This window comes from Streptomyces sp. WM6386, assembly GCF_000972385.1.
GTDB lineage: Bacteria > Actinomycetota > Actinomycetes > Streptomycetales > Streptomycetaceae > Streptomyces.
Genome location: NZ_JXTE01000535.1, coordinates 1 through 417 on the forward strand (window position 1 = coordinate 1; position 417 = coordinate 417).

1 pseudogene is annotated in these 417 nt (G+C 69.5%); it reads right to left on the minus strand.

Going from position 1 to position 417, the window contains the following annotated elements:
- Positions 1-417 (minus strand): annotated as a pseudogene (locus tag TN53_RS42590) (FAD-binding protein); the annotation flags it as partial.

Consider the following 417-nt stretch of genomic DNA (forward strand, 5'->3'; position numbering starts at 1 on the left):
CGGCGGTGCGCCGCAGGTCGATGTCGGGCAACCGGGCCTCGATCAGCACCCCGGCCCGCACCTCGGAGCCGGGCACCTTCGGCGAGGACGCCACGAACTCCCCTGCCTCCTCGTCCAGTTCCATCTGCACGTCGGGGCCCACGATGGTGAGGACACCGGCCTCGATCAGCGCGATCATCTCCCGGATACGGGAGGCCGGCGGTCCGATCGACAGGAACGCGTTGAGCGGCGTGTACCAGCGGTCGAGGTGGTCGCGGTGCGAGTCCGCGGTCAGGCCGTTGTGGTCGATCAGAAGGCGTATCTCGTTGCGCAGATCCCGCAGCGCGTCCAGCGCCGACTTCAACGGTCCGGACACATTGCCCTCCAGGGCATCCGCCACATCCTGGCCCAGCCGCGTCAGCAGCCACTCCCGCCAGG